Annotated in this window: 18 protein-coding genes and 1 pseudogene; 15 read left to right on the top strand and 4 right to left on the bottom strand. The window is 34.7% G+C overall.

All coding sequences use genetic code 11. The features are described 5' to 3' along the window. Window positions 1-16: 16 nt before the first annotated feature. The 14 genes and pseudogenes from Xmir_RS17150 to trmL all read left to right on the top strand — a co-directional run bounded on the left by Xmir_RS17150 (window position 17) and on the right by trmL (window position 14498). Window positions 17-406 carry a ParB N-terminal domain-containing protein gene (locus Xmir_RS17150; RefSeq protein ID WP_167386004.1) on the top strand — a complete coding sequence of 130 codons (390 nt, stop codon included), beginning with the start codon at window positions 17-19 and terminating at the stop codon, window positions 404-406. A gap of 68 nt (window positions 407-474) precedes the next feature. Beyond that, window positions 475-1722 (top strand): oligosaccharide flippase family protein, encoded by a 1248-nt coding sequence (locus Xmir_RS17145; RefSeq protein WP_099115356.1) that lies wholly within the window; start codon window positions 475-477, stop codon window positions 1720-1722. A gap of 10 nt (window positions 1723-1732) precedes the next feature. Continuing rightward, on the top strand, window positions 1733-2392 hold the full coding sequence (locus Xmir_RS17140) for a LicD family protein (RefSeq protein ID WP_099115355.1): 660 nt from the start codon (window positions 1733-1735) through the stop codon (window positions 2390-2392). Between the two features lie 74 nt (window positions 2393-2466). After that, window positions 2467-3500: pseudogene (locus Xmir_RS17135) on the top strand (IS630 family transposase). A 283-nt stretch (window positions 3501-3783) separates the two neighbouring features. Then, a complete protein-coding gene (locus tag Xmir_RS17130; RefSeq protein ID WP_099115354.1) occupies window positions 3784-5418 on the top strand; it encodes a phosphoethanolamine transferase in 1635 nt (544 codons plus the stop codon). 545 nt (window positions 5419-5963) lie between these two features. Further along, window positions 5964-6956, top strand: a complete 993-nt coding sequence (locus Xmir_RS17125; protein WP_099115353.1) for a glycosyltransferase family 2 protein — start codon at window positions 5964-5966, stop codon at window positions 6954-6956. Beyond that, a complete protein-coding gene (locus Xmir_RS17120; RefSeq protein ID WP_099115352.1) occupies window positions 6943-8031 on the top strand; it encodes a hypothetical protein in 1089 nt (362 codons plus the stop codon). The genes Xmir_RS17125 and Xmir_RS17120 overlap by 14 nt, the downstream gene beginning before the upstream one ends. A gap of 1 nt (window position 8032) precedes the next feature. Next, the gene (locus tag Xmir_RS17115) at window positions 8033-9100 is read left to right on the top strand and encodes a glycosyltransferase family 4 protein (RefSeq protein ID WP_099115351.1); all 1068 of its coding nucleotides are present in this window, start codon (window positions 8033-8035) and stop codon (window positions 9098-9100) included. 1 nt (window position 9101) lies between these two features. Beyond that, complete coding sequence (locus Xmir_RS17110) at window positions 9102-10133, top strand: polysaccharide biosynthesis protein (protein WP_099115350.1); 1032 nt, start codon at window positions 9102-9104, stop codon at window positions 10131-10133. Continuing rightward, a complete protein-coding gene (locus tag Xmir_RS17105; RefSeq protein WP_099115349.1) occupies window positions 10126-11001 on the top strand; it encodes a dTDP-4-dehydrorhamnose reductase family protein in 876 nt (291 codons plus the stop codon). The genes Xmir_RS17110 and Xmir_RS17105 overlap by 8 nt, the downstream gene beginning before the upstream one ends. Further along, entirely contained in the window at window positions 10976-12127 is a 1152-nt protein-coding gene (gene wecB / locus Xmir_RS17100) for a non-hydrolyzing UDP-N-acetylglucosamine 2-epimerase (protein WP_099115348.1), read from the top strand. The genes Xmir_RS17105 and wecB overlap by 26 nt, the downstream gene beginning before the upstream one ends. A gap of 2 nt (window positions 12128-12129) precedes the next feature. Continuing rightward, on the top strand, window positions 12130-13332 hold the full coding sequence (locus Xmir_RS17095; RefSeq protein ID WP_099115347.1) for a glycosyltransferase family 4 protein: 1203 nt from the start codon (window positions 12130-12132) through the stop codon (window positions 13330-13332). Between the two features lie 19 nt (window positions 13333-13351). Next, window positions 13352-13864: a WbuC family cupin fold metalloprotein gene (locus Xmir_RS17090; RefSeq protein WP_099115346.1), complete on the top strand. Its 513-nt coding sequence runs from the start codon at window positions 13352-13354 to the stop codon at window positions 13862-13864. 130 nt (window positions 13865-13994) lie between these two features. Continuing rightward, window positions 13995-14498 carry a tRNA (uridine(34)/cytosine(34)/5-carboxymethylaminomethyluridine(34)-2'-O)-methyltransferase TrmL gene (gene trmL, locus Xmir_RS17085; protein ID WP_099115345.1) on the top strand — a complete coding sequence of 168 codons (504 nt, stop codon included), beginning with the start codon at window positions 13995-13997 and terminating at the stop codon, window positions 14496-14498. 69 nt (window positions 14499-14567) lie between these two features. On the opposite strand, the gene cysE is transcribed toward trmL, so the two are convergent. The 4 genes from cysE to Xmir_RS17065 all read right to left on the bottom strand — a co-directional run bounded on the left by cysE (window position 14568) and on the right by Xmir_RS17065 (window position 17409). Continuing rightward, entirely contained in the window at window positions 14568-15389 is an 822-nt protein-coding gene (gene cysE / locus Xmir_RS17080; RefSeq protein ID WP_099115344.1) for a serine O-acetyltransferase, read from the bottom strand. Between the two features lie 21 nt (window positions 15390-15410). Continuing rightward, window positions 15411-16430, bottom strand: a complete 1020-nt coding sequence (gene gpsA, locus Xmir_RS17075; protein WP_099115343.1) for an NAD(P)H-dependent glycerol-3-phosphate dehydrogenase — start codon at window positions 16428-16430, stop codon at window positions 15411-15413. Beyond that, window positions 16430-16900, bottom strand: a complete 471-nt coding sequence (gene secB / locus Xmir_RS17070; RefSeq protein ID WP_099115342.1) for a protein-export chaperone SecB — start codon at window positions 16898-16900, stop codon at window positions 16430-16432. Before secB ends, gpsA begins: the two co-directional genes overlap by 1 nt. 71 nt (window positions 16901-16971) lie before the next feature. Continuing rightward, a complete protein-coding gene (locus Xmir_RS17065) occupies window positions 16972-17409 on the bottom strand; it encodes a rhodanese-like domain-containing protein (protein WP_099115341.1) in 438 nt (145 codons plus the stop codon). A gap of 367 nt (window positions 17410-17776) precedes the next feature. Here Xmir_RS17065 and envC point away from each other — a divergent pair, with 367 nt between their 5' ends. Next, complete coding sequence (gene envC, locus Xmir_RS17060; RefSeq protein ID WP_099115340.1) at window positions 17777-19090, top strand: murein hydrolase activator EnvC; 1314 nt, start codon at window positions 17777-17779, stop codon at window positions 19088-19090. Window positions 19091-19120 lie beyond the last annotated feature (30 nt).

Here is a 19120-nt window from a genome sequence, read left to right as displayed (position 1 = left end):
TGAAAGGATGCTATCTGTGTATAGATTAGAACTCATCAATACTGATGTTATTCAAGTAACAGAAGAGCATATCCAAGAACGAGTTAATTGGCTTGAGGACAAAATAAAAAAAGAGGAACTATGGAGAGTTCCTCTTCTTCTTGAATGTAATACATTCGCTATTATGGATGGACATCATCGCTATGAAGTAGCAAAACGCTTAGGATTAAAACGAGTTCCTGCAATATTACTATCTTATAATAGTAAGAATGTCCAAGTTACATCATGGCGCAATGAATTCATTATCAATAAGGATATAGTATTAGAATATATCTCACAAAAAAAGATGTTTCCTCATAAGACGACAAAACATCTTATTACACCATATCCAAAAGAAATAGAGATACCACTGTCTTTTTTATATTAATTAAATGAAGTGATTACATTAGTAATTACCTATAAAATTATGCCAATTAACTATAACTCATTGAAAATATGTTTAGAATAGGATCAAACTTAACAATTATAAAAAACTTCTCATATCTTTCCTTTATACAGATTCTAACCCTTTTAATTCCTTTTATATATTATCCATATCTTATTAGAAAATTTAACCTAGAACAATATGGACTGATTATTTTTATACAATCTATAGTAATGATATTTGCAATAATCATAGACTTTGGATTCAACATATATGGAACAAAGTTAGCATCAGAAAATAGGTATGAAATAAATAAATTAAATGAAGCATACACTAACATATGTGCAATAAAACTAATATTAATGATTTGTTGTTTTTTTATTTTTTTAATATTCGTTTTTTATAATCACAACCTCAGAGAAAATATAAATTTATCCATACTATTATATTTTATCTTAATTGGTGACGTATTGTTCTCACAATGGTTATTTCAAGGGCTCGAAGAAATAAAACTAGCGGCTATTATAAACTTAGTATCAAAGATAGTCTTGTTAGGTTTTGTTTTTATAGGGACTAATACAAGATTAGGATTTTACGCTTTTCCATTAGGGCTGGTTACTTCATCAATAATGAATGGCATTCAATCATATTTCATGATTAAATATAAATTTAAAATTGAATTTACTAAAGTTTCACTAAAGACCTTTTGGACATATGTTACTGAATCATATTCATTTTTATTATCCAGAGCAGTTGGCACTATAATAATAAGAGTGAACGCTTATATATTAGGTAACTATGTGGGCTTCACGCAGGTTGCATATTATGATTTAGCTGAGAAATTAATCTCTCTATTAATAATGCCAGTCAACATGTTAAATCAAGTAATTTATCCACATATTGTCAGAAATAAAAAATACACCATAGCCCTAAATATAATAAAATATTTTATTCCTTTATATCTATTCATATACTTGGCCTCATATTTTTTAGGAGAACACTTTATTATAATGTTTGCTGGTGAAAATATGGCACCAGCATTCCTTATTTTTTCAATATTATTCTTAACATTGTTTACTAATACTATTTCTTACTTTTTGGGTAACTGTGTTTTAGTTGTTTATGGAAAAAAGCAAGACTTTAATAACAGTATATATATAGGGCTTCTATTCTACACCATATCTTTATTAATCACCCTCTCATTTATTAATATAAATGCATTTACATTAACTTGGCTAATAGTTATAAACTCTTTTATAATTTGTTTGCACAGAATAATAAAAGTCTATAATTATAAAATATATTCAAAGCTTTTATAGGAGTATTGTTTTGATTGAAAAAATAAAAAAAAGGTTCCCTTTTCTATCAAGAATGAAAAGTTCTTTCATGATCGCTAGAAAAAGTCGTATTTTAATTAAAAACAAAGATCAATTTTTACACAGGCTTTGCAAGTTCTTCGATAATAATAATTATACATATTGGCTTGAGTATGGGACAATGCTTGGTGCGGTTAGAGACCATAAAATAATTTCTCATGATTATGATATAGATATATCTATTCTTCAGAACGAATGGACACTATCAATTAGAAAAGAGCTTGCTAAAATGAATATATTCCTTATTAAAGAGTTCAGAGTTGATGGTGAGGTTATTGAAGAAACATATGATTTCAATGGTATTAATTTAGATATTTTTTATAGCAAGTTAATCAATAATAATCTAATGACTCCAATATTCAGGCCATTCGATAATTTTAATTGGAAAGAATCAATACAAAAATATGGTGGAGTGGAATTATATTATTTCATAAATGAATTTGATGGATTTATTTCTATAGACCTCGAATCATTAAAAATGAAAATTCCAAAAAATTATCACTCACATTTAATTAGTTATTATGGTGATAACTATATGATACCTATCCCTAACTGGAAAGGAGAGAATGATGCTATTCCCCAGAAAAAAGTTGGCTCTATCATATACAGATAGCAATAGTTCTTTTCTATACCCATTGTCATTGAAGATACTTGCTTTTTCATTCATATCAGATCATGATCGCACCCATGAAAATTACACTGACAGCTACCCAAAAAGACGCCCTTGAATTGATGCATGATACGACTCGTGATAGACGGGTACGTGACCGCATCAAGGCCGTGCTTTTGGCTCACGAAGGCTGAACTGCCCAGATGATTGCGCAGGCTTTGCATATTCATGAAAGTACGGTGAGTCGCCATCTGAAGGATGACTTCTCTGAGGAAAAACTCTCCCCTGAAAATGGCGGTTCTGAAAGCCGTTGTCTGCCGAAAAAACCACCTGACTTATTGAATATCTGACGTCTAATCTCTTACACACGACCGCTCAGATTGTTAATTATGTCCATGAACGCTGGCAAATAACCTTTACCGTTCCCGGTATGACCAAATGGCTTCACCATCAGGTCTTCCGTTACAAAAAACCGATGGGCGTTCCGCATAAATTCAAGGCGGATGAACAACAAAAGTTCATTGCCGCCTATGAAGCCCTGAAAGCGGTTGCTGCCAGTCAGGACGAACCGACCCTGTTCATTGATTCTGTGCACCCGACTCAATCGACCAAACTCAGTTACGCCTGGATATGCAAAGGTCAGGACAAAGTCGTCGAAACAACGGGTAGCCGCACACGGCTTAACATCATGGGCACACTCAATTTACAACATATTGAGAAGACCATTATCCGTGAATATCCCCAGATTAATGCCGAAAGCGTGGCGAGTTTCTTCTGGGGCATGAGAAAAACCTACCCCCTTTCTCAAAAAGTCCACATGATTCTGGATGGTGCGGGTTATCACCGGAGTGACCTGATTAAAGATATCGCGATCGTGCTCAATATTGAGCTGCATTATCTGCCGCCCTACATTCCGAATCTGAATCCGATTGATCGATTATGGAAGTACATGAATGAACAGGTTCGTAACAATGTTTATTTTCTGGAGTCAAAGGCTTTTCGCGAAGCGATTCATCAGTTTTTTGCGGTCACTCTTCCCAAAAATGCAAAGGAACTTGTCAGCAGGTTTACAGATAATTTTCAAATTCTGAAACCTTCATCTTCAAGTTAATTGCCTATAAATTGTTAACCCGAAATTGTATACCCGACATTCCGCAGGGTATTCGTAATCTATCGTTTTTATTAAGAATTAACGACTGTGCGAAATGAATACAAACATTTAAATATCAATGTATCACAGATATAACTGCGGAATGCTGGGTATACAAGGTGAACTGACTTTCTCTGACACAGTAACGTTGTTTAATAATGACAATTTCTTAGATGAAAAGGTTTATTAAGATATATCCTCTTCATTATAACTGCGGGAATAGGGCTCTGATTACAGATCAACTATGGCTGTAGTATTAAGTAATAATATTAAATTTATTATTATGTTGGTGTGTGGAATGTCGTCAATAAATTTTCTAGTTACTAATGGTATCATCGTGATAATAAGTAAATCAACTTCTAAAAAATCAATTCAAATAATAGCTGCAACCACATCTTTGTCGATTTTATTTTTTACCTGTAATTTAATGCTAAAAGGTGCAGGTATCGATTCTAATGTTCAAAATACGTTCTTATTAACCATATTAATAGTAATATTAAATTCATCAAAAAAATCTTTCTTTTATTTGGCTATTCCAATGGTCGTTCTATATGCATTATATGCACCTATAGGACTTCTGTTTGGAACTCCATCTTATCAGTCATTAGCATCGATAGTAGCGACAAATTTACTCGAAAGTAAAGAATTCTTTCAAAACATTCCATCGGAAAATTATCTTTTAGCGGCGTTAATTATTCCCGGTATTTTTTTGTTTAGATTTATCACTAATAAATTTGATATTAAACTTTATAGAAATAAAACTGCTCTATGTTTTTTTGTTATATTTTCAATGCTAAATCAATCTCCTGCTGAATTCTTTAAAAATATAATTAATTCAGGTATTAAGGTTAAAGATGAACTAGAAAAAATAAATAAAATGAAGGTGGATGATGAATGGGGAAAATCTACTCTTAATAGCGAATCTAAGTATGATAATTATATTTTAGTCATCGGGGAAAGCGCAAGAAAAGATTATCATCACGCTTATGGTTACCCTATAGAAAATACGCCATTCTTGAGTAAATCAAAGGGTGTACTTGTCAATGGATTGACTTCAGGGGGAGCAAATACTATATCCTCCCTACGATTGATGTTAACAAAGGCGGATAAAGTAAATTGGGAACCTGATTATAGCTTGAATTTTATTGATTTGGTTAAATCAGCAGGTGTAAAAACATATTGGATTTCTAATCAGGGTGTTATAGGAGAGCATGACACACCAATTGCAGCTCTCGCCAACAGAAGTAATAGTAAGATTTTTTTAAAATATGGAGCTTATGATTCAGTAAATACTAGTGATTTTGATCTTATTCCGCACCTTGATGAAATCATGCAACAGAATCCAAAAGAAAAAAAGCTTATTGTAATGCACTTGTATGGTTCTCATCCTTTTGTATGTGCAAGGATTACCGATTACCATAAGATTATAAAAATAAAAGATCCTATATATCGGGAAATAGCCTGCTATGCTACGTCAATAAATAAAACAGATGATTTATTACAGACCATATATAACAAAATGAAGGAAAACTATGCTAAAACAGGAGCAAGTTTTTCTATGTTATACTTTGCTGACCACGGTCTAGTACGCTCAGAGAATGGTGACAAGATTCATATCGTACATGGTTATAGCCAAGAAACTTACCAAGTACCATTATTTCAGGTTGCATCAGACTCTGAAGATAAAAAAATATGCCACTCATTTAAATCAGCTCTGAATTTTACAGAAGGACTCGCTAATTGGATGGGAATTAATAACGATAAGGCATCATTTGAGTACAATCTTTTTGATTGTAAAGATGATAAAAACGATTACGGCTTATCCGAAACACTCAAACAATATAGATTAGATAATCCTTTTGATTTAACGGATAAATAAAAAGTATTCAGATTGTAGGCTGCTTGTATTATATAGAAATTTGAGTAACGATGTGATTAGCGCTTAATTACTTGGATTTACCTGATAAGTGCAATTTTTAAGAAAGGAGGTCAGTTGCTATAATAGGCATCTTTCTCAGGGTGGGATTCTACTGTTGCACAAAAATTATCCATTTAGCAGATATTGATAGCTTCTCACATTCAATATGATTTTATTGATAGGTTTTGACATCTTCTGACTTGTGACAATAACAGCAATAAAGGTCAAGTTTAGATATATTGCATCCAAAAAAATAGTAGCCTATAACAATTTCTAACTCTTGAAGTCATGGCCCAACATATTTAATGAAAAACAACCATTAACTATTCTAAAAATGGTTAAAGGTAAAATTCAGTTGTTATCTAAATAATAGCATTTCAAAATGGTAGGACACTTCCTTACTCCCCACACTACTGGAATAAGGAGTCTTCAGAATTTCAGTGTTTATGAAAACTTATTTAAGTTTGCTCTAAAATTTCACATAAAATATCCCAAGGATATAAATAATGCCCCTTAATTTAAAAAATAAAATTTCAGTCATAGTACCCGTTTACAATGTGGAAAAATATATAGAGAAATGTATAAGTAGTATAAAAAAACAAAGTTATAATAACTTTGAAGTAATAATAATTAACGATGGAAGCATTGATAAATCGATAGAAAAAATCCTTCCTCTAATAGAGAACGACTATCGATTTAAGATAATCACTCAAAAAAACTCAGGATTAAGTGCAGCTCGCAATAAAGGCATAGAACACGCTACAGGAGAATATATTTCATTCATTGATAGCGATGATCATATACATAATGATTTTCTACAAGATATGATGAATAAAATTACACAAACTCACTCTGATATATGCGTATGTGATGTTCAAACTGTAGATGAAGATGGAAATAAAATAAGATATTTGAAACAACACATAAACCCAGAAAATAATTCCTTAGATATATATCATGTATTTTTAGAATCGGTTGCTGTATTACCTAGCGCTTGGAACAAAATTTTTAAAAAAGAGATTGTTAACGAAACTAAATTCCCTGTTGGAAGATACTTTGAAGATATTGCAATAATGCACCAAATAATACTTAACTCAAAAAAAATATGTTATATAAATAAGCCATTATATAATTATGTTATAAGGAAAAATTCAATAACGCAGACACAAAACGAAAAATATTTAATAGACCGATTTTGGGTAACAGAGTACATAAGAAATTATCTAGAAAAAAATAAAACATATAATAAATATGAAAAAAATTATGCAACTCTATATCTAGCTCATTTAGTTGTTCCCCTTATAATCTATTTAGTAAATAATCCTACTATCAATAGCATAAAAATAAAAAAAGAAATCAACATAGATATATATAACTTTAAGAATATTATTTCACTTTTAAGAAAGAGAACCAAACTATCGTTTCTATTACTTATGTTTAAATTGACACCTAAATTAACAATTAATATATTAAGAATAATCAAAAATGCAAATAACTAAACAGAATATATTATTTGGTTATCTATGGTTACTCGGTAGTAATTTGTATTTTACACAGATCACTCAATTTAGCCCTATATATATAATAGCATTTATATTATCATTAACTATAATTTTATACTCTATGGTTAATAAAAAGTTAACTGCTAATGAGCACTCTTTTTATTTTTTATTAGCAACAATATTATCTTTACTTTTATTTTTAAACTCACCATTTAATATGGTGTTAAATATAATAATATCTTTGTTATCTCCTATAATTACTTCTCACTTTTTGAATCATAAAAAAGCATCACAAAGAGTTATCCTTATCATTTTCATTACGTTAGCCTTTATATTTATTTTTGATGGAATATGGAGGATAAACAATCCAAATCTAGAAAATAAAGAAGTGCTAGAAAATTTAGATCTGGGTTATATGATATATAAGACAAACTCTCTTATGTATAGAGACTCTAATTTTCTTGGAATCCAAATTATTGCTATACTGTCATCTTTTCTTTTCATTTTTAAAGATGGAAGAATAAATAAATTCACATTTTATATTATAATATCCCTATTCCTATTATCAATTGCTCTAACTTTTTCCAGAGCTTCACTTATTTCCGCAATTATTTGCATATACTTTTTTATATATAGAAATAAAGGATTTATTCTTTTTATATTAACTCCAATCATAATTATTTTCACAATTCCATTTTTCATTAATGAGTTTAATACTGATCTTAGTTTTAATAGCAAATTCTACATTATTAATGCAGCAGTAAATAATATAGAAAACTCATCTTTACTTAATATATTTTTTGGTTACGGGCTTGGAAATAGTATAAATATTATTGGTATTGGAGCCCATAACCTTTTATTAACTATATTACTAGAAATGGGTTTGACTTTTTTCATTCTTTTTATAATATACTTAATATATTTAATAAAAGTATTTAAAATTCACTTTCTTTATTTAGTATTTCCTTTTATGATTTCATCATTTTCACTTTCAGGAACATCTTTACCATATTTCTTCTCTTATATAACATTATGTTTATTAATTCATAATAATAAGGTAAGTATAAATTAATATGAAAATAGCATATATAATACCAAAGTTAGAAAAAAAAGGCCCTATTATAGTTGTGCATGACTTAATATGTAATTTAATTAAAAAAAAAGAAATAGATGACATCTGTATTTATTATTTTGAGGACTGTATAAATCCATTAACATTCCCATGCAAATCAAAGAAAATAAAATTCAGTGATAAAATAAACATGGATTACTATGACGTAATTCATTCTCATACTTTAAGAACAGATTTATATCTGTTTAAAAATAGTTTTTTTAATAAAAATAGGAAAAAATTCATATCAACAATTCACCAATATAATTATGAAAGTTTCTACTATTCAACTAAAAAAAAGATAACCTCTTACTTAATTAGTATATTGTGGAGTATATTCCTATCTAGACACAAAATAGTTATCACATTATCAAAGAACATGGAAAGCTATTATATGAAAAATATTTTCTTAAAAAGAAAAATAGAGCATATATATAATGGGAGACCTCTCCAAAAATTCAACAAGAATAGTAAAGATGACATAAATCACATAATTAAAAATAAAAAAAATAACATTTTGATAGGAAGTTCCTGTTCTTTAACAAGAAGAAAAGGTCTTGAGCAAGTAATAAAAATATTACCTAAAATACCTAATGCTATATTTATCATAATTGGGGATGGCCCACAAAAAGATGAACTTATTAGGCTATCAATAGAATTAAATGTTAACAACAGAGTCTTTATTCTCGGGTTCAAAGATAACCCTATTGATTATATATATAATTTTGATATCTTTATATTACCATCTAGAAGTGAAGGTTTTGGCCTTTCATTAATTGAAGGTGCATCATGCAAATTACCTTTAGTATGTTCAGATATTCCTTCATTCAGAGAATTATTCTCAGAAAGTGAAGCTGCATTTTTTCAATTAGATAATGATAACTCTTTACTTATCGCACTATATTCTGCAATTGAAAATAAAGAAAATTTATCGAAAAATGCCTTTATAAAATATACTAAAAAATACACAGACGAAATTATGTCCCAAAACTATCTAAATGCGTATTTTAAATTGACTGGAATATATTAATATGTTTAAAAATAAAACTTTACTCATTACTGGTGGAACAGGTTCATTTGGAAATGCAGTTTTAAGGCGATTTTTAGATACTGATATAAAAGAAATCCGTATATTTAGTCGCGATGAAAAAAAACAAGACGATATGCGCAAGAAATACTCCAATGATAAATTAAAGTTTTATATAGGTGATGTGCGCGATTATAACAGCATCTTATCGGCAACCCGTGGGGTTGATTATATTTATCATGCAGCAGCATTAAAGCAAGTTCCCTCTTGCGAGTTTTATCCAATGGAGGCCGTAAAAACCAACATATTTGGCACAGATAACGTATTGGAGGCGGCAATAATCAATGGGGTGACACGAGTTGTTTGCTTAAGTACAGATAAAGCTGTATATCCCATTAATGCTATGGGTACATCAAAGGCTATGATGGAAAAAGTCATTGTTGGTAAATCACGTAACTCACCAAAGGACACCGTTATTTGTGCTACCCGCTACGGTAATGTTATGGCTTCACGTGGTTCTGTCATTCCTCTTTTTATCAATCAAATTTGGGAGGAACGACCTATTACAATTACAGATCCTAATATGACCCGTTTTATGATGACATTGGATGATGCTGTTGATTTAGTATTGCATGCATTTGAGCATGGTACAAATGGCGACATCTTTGTACAAAAATCACCAGCAGCAACGATCGAAACGCTGGTTCAAGCTATTTTACATGTCACTAAATCACCAGAGTATCCTATCAACATTATTGGTACTCGTCATGGTGAAAAACTTTTCGAGGTATTGTGTAGCCGTGAAGAAATGCTAGTCGCTGAAGATCAGGGTAATTACTATAGAATCCCAGCGGATAACCGTGATTTGAATTATGAAAAATACTTCGAAAGGGGAAATAAAGACATTCAGTCGATTGAAGACTATAACTCTCATAATACTTATCGTTTAAATGTTGATGAAATGATCTCAATGTTATGTAAACTTGATTACATAAACAAGGTTGAAGCAGGAGAAAAGGCTGATCCTGATGCATAAAAGAATTCTTGTTCTTGGTGCTAGTGGAATGCTCGGTGGTAGTTTGTTCAGGCATTTTTCTTCTAGCAAAAATTATGATGTCTTAGGAACCACACGCAGTGAAAATGCTGTACATTTAGTGAAACAACAAGGTTTCGAAAATATCATATCTAACATTAATGTTGATAATCTGTCCTCAATTGAAGACGTGATCCGAGATTTCAAGCCAGATTTTTTATTTAATTGTATTGGTATAATTAAACAGCTTGATGCTGCTAAGAATAATATTTGTTCAATTGAGATAAACTCATTATTTCCGCATAAACTAGCAAAGATATGTACAAAATACGGTGCAAAATTGATCCATTTTTCTACTGATTGTGTTTTCAGTGGGGAAAAAGGTAATTATTTTGAATCAAATATACCTGATTCGACTGATTTGTATGGAAGAACAAAACATCTTGGCGAAGTAACATACAGTGGTCATTTAACTTTAAGAACATCAATTATCGGGCATGAGTTAGCAAGTCACCATAGTTTGATTGATTGGTTTCTTTCTCAATCAATTGAAGTTAAAGGATTCTCTAAGGCTATTTTTTCTGGTTTACCAACTTGTTATATGGCTGAGATTATTGATAATTACGTATTACCATGCAGTTCTTTGTCCGGTCTCAAACATTTGAGTGTTTCTCCAATTAATAAATATGAACTACTTAACCTTGTTAATTCAATTTATGGAAAAAATATTCATATTCATGAATCTCAAGACTTGGTCATAGATCGTAGCTTAAATTCCGATTTATTTAAGAAAGAGACCGGTTTTCAAGCAGACAGTTGGAACAATTTGATCAAGAAGATGCATAATGAATACAATAAATATTTCCAATAAAAAACTAAAGGTAATAACGGTAGTTGGTACTAGGCCTGAGATTATTCGTTTGTCACGAATCATAGCAGAATTGGATAAATACACAGAGCATACTCTGGTTCATACAGGACAAAATTATGATTTTGAATTAAATCAGGTTTTCTTTAATGAATTAAGAATAAGAAAGCCTGATTTTTTCTTAGGAGCAGCGGGGAAAAATGCAGCAGAAACAATCGGCAATGTAATTATTGAAGCTGATAAGATCTTCGAAAAATTACAACCAGATGCACTCCTGATTTTAGGTGATACAAATAGCGCATTAGTTTCTATTGCAGCGAAGCGTAAAAAAATTCCAATTTTCCATATGGAGGCAGGTAATCGCTGTTTCGACTATCGTGTTCCTGAAGAAATAAATCGAAAAATTGTCGACCATATATCTGACATCAATATGACTTATAGCGAAATTGCTCGAGAATATTTATTACGAGAAGGGCTTCCTGCAGATCAGGTGATAAAAACAGGGAGTCCTATGCGCGAAGTTTTAAATTATTATAAAGAAGATATTTCACGCTCAGATATCTTGAAAAAACTAGGGTTACAGGCAGGAAAATACTTTTTGGTTAGTGCACATAGAGAAGAAAATGTTGATTCTCCAGAAAAATTGAAGTCGTTAATTAATACACTTAATTTAATTTCAGAAAAATATAATCAACCTGTAATTTTCTCAACACACCCTAGAACTCGTAACCAAATTAGTAGCTTAGATGTCACTCTCTCTGAAAATTTGCATTTTCTAAAACCATTCGGATTTCTGGATTATGTACATTTACAGCAAAATGCGCATGCCGTTCTGTCTGATAGTGGAACAATTACAGAAGAATCATCAATTCTTAACTTTCCAGCATTAAATTTGCGTGAAGTACATGAGCGTCCAGAAGGCTTTGAGGAAGCCTCTGTTATGTTTGTTGGTCTTGATGAAGAGCGAATTTTACAAGGAATAGAAATTCTCAGAGATCAACAACATGGTGAAGGTACGCGAGATTTACGCATGGTTGCTGATTATCAAATAGATAATGTTTCAATGAAAGTATTGCGTATAATTATGAGTTATACGAACTTTGTTAATCAGAAAGTTTGGAAAAAGTAATAATGCGTTTAGTGTTAATTTGCGATGATTATCTTCCTGATAGTACGCGTGTTAGTGCTAAAATGATGCATGAACTTGCCCTTGAACTATCAAATCAAGGGCATGAGCCTATTGTGATCACACCTAACACAAATAATAATTCTTCAAGCTTAGAAACAGATATTATAGATAACATTCAAGTAATCAGATTTCCAAGTGGAAAAATTAAAGATGTGCCCATGATTACCAGGGCATTCAATGAGTCTCTGTTATCCATCAGAGCATGGAATACCTTAAAAAGAGAACTAATTTCGAAAAACATTGATGGAATAATTTATTATTCGCCATCAATATTTTTCGGTAAACTAGTATCTAAGATAAAAAAAATATGGAACTGTCCTTCGTATCTTATATTGAGAGACTCTTTTCCTCAATGGATCATTGATGAAGGGTTAATTAAAGAAAAATCCATTATTGCAAAATATTTTAGATACTTTGAAAGGAAAAACTATCTGGCAGCTGATTATATTGGGCTAATGTCACAGAAAAATCTTGAAATATTCCAGGATAATTATCCACATTTCCATAATACTGAAACTCTATACAATTGGGCTGATTTTTCATCTAAAAAAAATACGCCTTGTAATATAAGGGAAAAACTAAGTTTAGCCGATAAAATAATTTACTTTTATGGCGGAAATATAGGTAAAGCTCAAGACATAGGAAATCTATTAAGACTAGCCAATAAAATGAAAGTATTTCCTGAGGCTCATTTTCTTTTCATTGGTCAAGGTGATGAAGTTTCCTTACTGAAAGAATATAAGGAAAAGTTTCATCTTGATAACATTACTTATTTACCATCAATATCGCAAGAAGAATTCAAAAAAGTTCTATTATCTGTTGACATTGGATTATTTAGTTTATCACAGAACCATAAGGTACATAATTTCCCGGGTAAATTACTTGGGTATATGGTTAATAGCATCCCTATTTTAGGTAGTGTTAACAATGGAAATGATCTCATGGAGCTTATTAACAAATATGAATCAGGTTTGATATCCATCAATGGAGATGATGATAAGCTATTTAATTCAGCTGTAAATTTATTACAAAATAGAGAGCTGCGTGAAAAAATAAGTAAAAATGCATTTAATTTACTTAAAGATAGATTTTCTGTTCAATCAGCAGCTAAAAAAATATGTGATAAATTTACTTTACCGAATTAACATTATTAGGTTATGAGTTATGAAAATGAAAGTAAAATGTTTTACCGAAGAATTTAATGATGAATTACTTTATAAGGCTAAATTATCACCAAGACTTCGTTATCATTATAACTTACATAACAGTTATTCAGAACCTGTACAGAGGCTTGCCATTGGCCTTCAATATGGTAGTTATATCCCTCCTCATTATCACGCTTTATCTTCACAATGGGAATTTTTTCATATTATAAAAGGCCATATATTACTTATGATTTTTTCACACAAAGGAATAGTTGAAGATATTTTTGAACTAGGAAAGGGAAGTAACATATACGCCGCAGAAATCCCACCAATGACTTGCCATACATTAATATGTAAAAGCTCAGATGCTATTATATATGAATGGAAACAAGGACCATTTGACAGTAAAAATGCTAAAGTCATACCATATTGGTCGCCTCCTGAATCTTATGAAAAGCACTCTAGAGAATATATTGTTCAGTATTTATTATCACTATCTATAGGTGAACGTGTTAGTATTCTCATAAATTAGATTTTTCAATTCATTTAATATAAATTAGCTAATGATTTTTCTGGAAAATCTAAATGGTATGAATTTATCCTTAATCACCATTAATTAAACGCAGATATTACTATCATAAATTCCTAATGCTAGAAGCACCATGCTAAACATCGTCCTATTCGAACCAGAAATCCCGCCTAACACAGGCAATATCATCCGCCTTTGTGCCAACACAGGCTGTCAGCTTCATCTCATTCAACCTTTGGGTTTTACATGGGACGACAAACGCCTCCGTCGTGCGGGGTTGGATTACCACGAGTTTGCTAATATCAAACAATATCACGATTACAACGCATTTCTGGAAAGTGAAAGACTCAGTTCAGTCAATTCACAATCCTCTTCTGGAGCCCGCCTGTTTGCCTTAACCACAAAAGGTACTCCGGCACACAGTAATGTGAGTTATCGTGATGGTGATTATCTGATGTTTGGTCCGGAAACCCGTGGCTTGCCATCTTATGTGTTGGATAACATGCCCACAGAACAAAAAATCAGAATCCCCATGCTGCCGGATAGCCGTAGCATGAATCTGTCCAATTCTGTTGCTGTGGTTGTGTTTGAAGCATGGCGGCAGCTGGGTTATCCCGGTGCGCTATTGCGGGATTAATACATAACATTCAGCGCCTAATCCGCGCTGAATGTTTTTTATTACTGCTTATAAAAAAAGAACGGTACTTTAAATCCCATCCCCGTTCTCAAATCCATTATTGATGCCATTAAAGAGCTGGTTCATATCCAGTGATGGCTTATCACTTTCCGGCTTTCCGACAATCCGCGCCGGTACGCCCGCCACTGTGGTATGAGGTGGCACTGGCCTTAATACAACAGATCCTGCCCCAATTTTTGCGCCGCGACCAATCTCGATATTTCCGAGGATCTTAGAACCCGCTCCAATCATCACCCCTTCACGTACTTTCGGATGACGATCTCCGCTAGTTTTGCCTGTTCCCCCAAGAGTCACAGATTGCAGAATGGATACATCATTCTCAACAACTGCCGTCTCACCAATCACAATGCCAGTTGCATGGTCAAGCATGATACCGCAGCCAATTTTTGCGGCAGGATGGATATCTACACCAAATGAAACTGAGATCTGGTTTTGCAGATAGATTGCCAATGCGTTGCGCTCTTGTTTCCACAACCAATGTGCGATGCGATAGGCCTGTAGTGCATGGAAACCCTTAAGGTAAAGTAATGGAGTAGAGTACTTGTCTACCGCCGGATCACGCAATCGAACAGCTTTGATATCACTTGCTGCGGATTCGATCATCTTGGGATCACTGCGATACGCACTTTCAACGACTTCTCTGACTTCAATGGGAGGCATAATCGGGGTTGCCAGCTTATTTGCCAGCATGTAGCTCAGGGCACTACCAAGATTTTCATGCTTGAGTAGTGTCGCGTGAAAAAAACTGGCTAACATGGGTTCACAGTCTGCCAGCGCTTTTGCCTCATTTTTTATATTTTTCCAGACTTCATTCAGTTCTTCTCGCGACATATCAGTCGTTCCTATCATTGCTTAAGAATGAGAGCTTTCTCCTTCATCTCTTGTAGCTCTTCCCAATAGTGCTTGAGCAGCTTCAATCACATTTTTATCGCAGTACAGTATCTGGTAAATCTGTTCTGTAATAGGCATTTCAACGCCTACTCTTTCCGCCAGCGCACGAACTTCTTTGGTGTTGCGATACCCTTCAACCACTTGCCCAATCTCATGTTGAGCATCATCAACATTGATACCCTGCCCCAACATCATGCCAAAACGACGGTTACGGGATTGGTTGTCAGTACAGGTCAGGACGAGATCACCTAATCCAGCCATGCCCATGAATGTAGATGGGTCAGCCCCTAATGCTACTCCGAGGCGGCTCATTTCTGCCAATCCGCGGGTAATCAATGCCGTGCGGGCATTCGCGCCGAATCCCATACCATCAGAGATACCCGCACCAATTGCAATAACATTTTTTATTGCACCGCCGAGTTGTACCCCAATGAAATCAGGGTTTTTGTATACCCGGAAGCTTTTGCCACAATGGAAAAACTGCTGGAGTTCTTCGCCAAATTCAGGTGTTGTAGCAGAAACGGCGATCGCAGTTGGTAAACCTGCCGCCAGTTCTTTTGCGAATGTCGGGCCAGAAACGACTGCCAAGGGGATTTCATTGCCTAATATCTCACGAGCCACATCTTGTAATAAGCGCCCTGTTTCAGCTTCAAGGCCCTTAGTTGCCCAAACAATGCGGCTATCATGTTGCAAATGTGGTTTTATCTGCTGTAAGACATTGCCGAAAACATGGCTGGGAACCACTATCAGGATGTTCTGGCTGGCTGATACCGCACTCTTCAGATCAGCTTCAAGCAGTAAGCTATCAGGGAAAGAAACATCCGGCAAAAATGCCTGATTACAACGCGCTTGTTGCAAGGCATGAACGTGCTCAGGGTTATGTCCCCAGAGCACGACCTCATGCCCATTGCGCGCCAACGTAATGGCTAAGGCGGTGCCGTATGAACCGGCACCGATCACTGTCATAGAAACAGTATTCATTAGGCTTCCTGTTCTGCCTCATCAGGCTGAGATTCAGCCTGCTGTTGCAGGTAGTTCATGAACAAAGCATCAAAGTTAACCGGAGCCAGGTTCAGTTGTGGGAAAGTACCACGTCCGACCAAGCTGGTGATACATTCACGAGCATATGGGAACAGGATGTTCGGGCAATATGCACCTAAGCAATGTGCCAGTTGGGTTCCTTCGATACCATCAATAGAGAAAATACCCGCTTGCTGAACTTCACACAGAAATGCGGTTTCTTCTCCTAATGTCGCCGTAACGGTGACACGCAGAACAACTTCATAGACTCCCTGAACCAATTCACTGGAAGCCGTATCCAGATCCAATTTGACTTCTGGTTGCCAGTCCTGCTGGAAAATCTGAGGCGCTTTTGGTGCTTCGAAAGAAACGTCTTTCGTGTAAATACGCTGGATCTGGAAAGCCATTTCTGTGTTGTTTTGTTCTGACATAATAATTACCTTTTTCAGACGTCCTTATTAAACCTTCGATAATGCAAGCATTCTGCTTGCACCTAAACTCGTTATCGCTTGCCTCGGGCCAATGGCAAGTTTTCACCCGCCCACCCAGCGATCCCCTCTTTCAGGGAATAGACCTGCTCAAAACCGGAGCGAATCAAGTTCTCCGCCGGTGTTCTGGATTCCAATCCATTCGCTGAAACAACAATGACAGGCTGCTTTTTATGTTTTTCCAGCTCACCCAGATTGTTATCTTTAATCTCGGATGGTGTCAGGTTAACGGCACCAATAATATGCCCTCTGCGGAAATCGTCACGGGAGCGTAAATCCACGACGATAGCATCTTCCTTATTGATCAAATGAATAGCTTGCGCACGGGTGATCTCTTTACTCTTGGAGAACACACTTTTCGCCGTCATGACGATGACAGCCACCAGCAATGCAATCCAAACAAGACTCAGGATCGTGTTCCGGCTAATAAATTGCATGATTTCTTGCAGCATGGAGGGCAACAACTCCCGTTAGTTAATAACAAATATCTAAGGTAGCAGAGTATACCTGTGTGTTGCGTCAATTACAGCCAATTAGCACTAACACTATGCACATTTGTGCAGATTTTGCGGAGAGTTTCGAGAAAAATTAAAAAATACACCGAGAAGCTCTCAATTGTAATACATCATTAAAATATTCCATGTCACATTGAGCTGGGGCAGGATCTTCGACAATATATGAACTAAATTAACTAAAACTTATATTGACGATAAAAAACAGACTGTTCTCTGGTCAGGGGCAATTCCTCATGAAATAATCGGGCTTTATATAGCAGAAAAAAAGATAGCAGAAAGGCATAGCAGCAGGGTATTCAATAAGATGGCTGAAAGTAAGGACCTAAAGCGCCGTGCGAATCGGCAGAAGCAATATCAGTGGCAAAAGAAAACCAGAGTGTTATCGCTCTGTGTCTTATTGTTTGCTTTTTTCAGCTTCAGTACAAACGCTTTCGCCAACCAGATCTCAGAGAATAAAAATCAGCTCAAAGATATTCAACAGGATATTGCCGAGAAAGAGAAAAGTGTAAAACAACAGCAAAAACAACGCACCGACCTCGTTAATCAATTGAAAGAACAAGAAAGCACGATCTCAGAAGTAGGCCGCTCTCTGCACGGTACTCAGGCTCGCCTGAATAAACTGGGAAACGAACTCTCATCAATGAATACAAATATCAAACGGCTGCAAACGCAACAAAAAGAACAACGTAAATTACTTGCCAGTCAATTGAATGCCGCATTCCGGCAAGGAAATCACCAAGGATTAGAGTTGTTGCTCAATGGCGAAGAAACTCAACGCAAAGAACGCATTCTTGCTTATTACAGTTACTTGAATCAGGCACGCCAAGAAACTATCTCCAAACTGCAAAAAACAACAGAAGAACTTAACCAGCAAAAAAAATTACAACTGGAAAAACAAAGTGAACAAAGAGTAATACTGAACAGCCAGAAGCAACAGAAACAAAAAATGGAAGTTGCCCGAACTGCACGACAAAACACGCTAACAGTGCTCGAATCTTCATTGAAAAAAGATCAACAGAGTCTGACGGAGCTTAGGCAAAATGAAACCAGCTTGAGAAATAAAATTGCCAAAGCTGAACGAGAAGCCAAAGCCCGTGCTGAACGTGAGGCTCGCGAGGCTGCTCGCGTTCGTGCCCAAGTTGCCGCTAAACAGAAACAGGCTCAGCAAAAAGGCGCCAGCTATAAACCTACAGAAGATGAACGTGCTCTCATGGCCCGGACAGGTGGTCTTGGGCGTCCGGCAAGGCAAGCAATCTGGCCTGTACGCGGCAATGTCATCCATAGTTTTGGTGAAGCAATACAGGGTGAACTGCGCTGGAAAGGGATTGTTATCGCCGCAGCAGAAGGCACAGAAGTGAGAGCCATCTCTGATGGACGCGTATTACTGGCAGACTGGTTGCAAGGCTATGGTTTGGTTATCGTGATTGAACACGGTAAAGGTGATATGAGCCTTTACGGCTACAATCAAAGCACACTCGTCAAAGTTGGGCAGCAAGTTCGGGCTGGTCAGCCAATCGCACTGGTCGGTAATAGTGGCGGACAAAAACAACCTTCACTGTACTTTGAAATTCGTCGTCAGGGGCGGGCTGTTAATCCATTACCGTGGTTAGGTAGATAGGGTAAAACACAACATAGGATGAACATATTA

The organism is Xenorhabdus miraniensis (assembly GCF_002632615.1).
This window is presented reverse-complemented; position numbering and strand designations above follow the sequence as displayed.

Bases quoted from the DNA above. Each gene is read 5' to 3' on its own strand.
- Xmir_RS17145 (WP_099115356.1), top strand. From the start codon at position 475: ATGTTTAGAATAGGATCAAACTTAACAATTATAAAAAACTTCTCATAT.
- Xmir_RS17130 (WP_099115354.1), top strand. From the start codon at position 3,784: ATGGCTGTAGTATTAAGTAATAATATTAAATTTATTATTATGTTGGTG.
- Xmir_RS17125 (WP_099115353.1), top strand. From the start codon at position 5,964: ATGCCCCTTAATTTAAAAAATAAAATTTCAGTCATAGTACCCGTTTAC.
- Xmir_RS17120 (WP_099115352.1), top strand. From the start codon at position 6,943: ATGCAAATAACTAAACAGAATATATTATTTGGTTATCTATGGTTACTC.
- Xmir_RS17115 (WP_099115351.1), top strand. From the start codon at position 8,033: ATGAAAATAGCATATATAATACCAAAGTTAGAAAAAAAAGGCCCTATT.
- Xmir_RS17110 (WP_099115350.1), top strand. From the start codon at position 9,102: ATGTTTAAAAATAAAACTTTACTCATTACTGGTGGAACAGGTTCATTT.
- Xmir_RS17105 (WP_099115349.1), top strand. From the start codon at position 10,126: ATGCATAAAAGAATTCTTGTTCTTGGTGCTAGTGGAATGCTCGGTGGT.
- wecB (WP_099115348.1), top strand. From the start codon at position 10,976: ATGAATACAATAAATATTTCCAATAAAAAACTAAAGGTAATAACGGTA.
- Xmir_RS17095 (WP_099115347.1), top strand. From the start codon at position 12,130: ATGCGTTTAGTGTTAATTTGCGATGATTATCTTCCTGATAGTACGCGT.
- Xmir_RS17090 (WP_099115346.1), top strand. From the start codon at position 13,352: ATGAAAATGAAAGTAAAATGTTTTACCGAAGAATTTAATGATGAATTA.
- trmL (WP_099115345.1), top strand. From the start codon at position 13,995: ATGCTAAACATCGTCCTATTCGAACCAGAAATCCCGCCTAACACAGGC.
- cysE (WP_099115344.1), bottom strand. From the start codon at position 15,389: ATGTCGCGAGAAGAACTGAATGAAGTCTGGAAAAATATAAAAAATGAG.
- gpsA (WP_099115343.1), bottom strand. From the start codon at position 16,430: ATGAATACTGTTTCTATGACAGTGATCGGTGCCGGTTCATACGGCACC.
- secB (WP_099115342.1), bottom strand. From the start codon at position 16,900: ATGTCAGAACAAAACAACACAGAAATGGCTTTCCAGATCCAGCGTATT.
- Xmir_RS17065 (WP_099115341.1), bottom strand. From the start codon at position 17,409: ATGCTGCAAGAAATCATGCAATTTATTAGCCGGAACACGATCCTGAGT.
- envC (WP_099115340.1), top strand. From the start codon at position 17,777: ATGGCTGAAAGTAAGGACCTAAAGCGCCGTGCGAATCGGCAGAAGCAA.